The sequence below is a fragment of the Photorhabdus viridis genome (genome assembly GCF_040256935.1).
In the GTDB taxonomy this organism is placed as follows: Bacteria; Pseudomonadota; Gammaproteobacteria; order Enterobacterales; family Enterobacteriaceae; genus Photorhabdus; species Photorhabdus viridis.
The window spans coordinates 1-295 of record NZ_JBEJZY010000362.1; the positions used below are offsets into that span (position 1 = coordinate 1).

The following is a 295-nucleotide window of genomic DNA, read 5'->3' on the forward strand; positions in this document are numbered from 1 at the left end:
TAACGGCAGACGTAATCGCGCCCCCTGATACAGCCCTAATCCCAGACGCCACGGCACTCCATGCCGGTCATACTCTTCAAGACGACCGGCATCGTCCCGCAATACCGCCACTGCCTGCGCTTTGCCGCGCGTATCCGTCATGGCGACAGCGTGATAGTGCTGCCAGTCATCGTCCACCTGACGCAACTCTTGCCGGTTATGCCAGGCCGAGCAGCCCAGCGCGGTCATCCCCGCCAGCAGAAACAGCCCCAACGCTATCCTCAAAGCCTGCGGCCCAGCGGTCTGCCATGATCTC

General features: G+C 62.4%; 1 pseudogene. It reads right to left on the reverse strand.

Going from position 1 to position 295, the window contains the following annotated elements:
- A pseudogene (locus tag ABR397_RS25590) lies at positions 1-295 on the reverse strand (OmpA family protein); the annotation flags it as partial.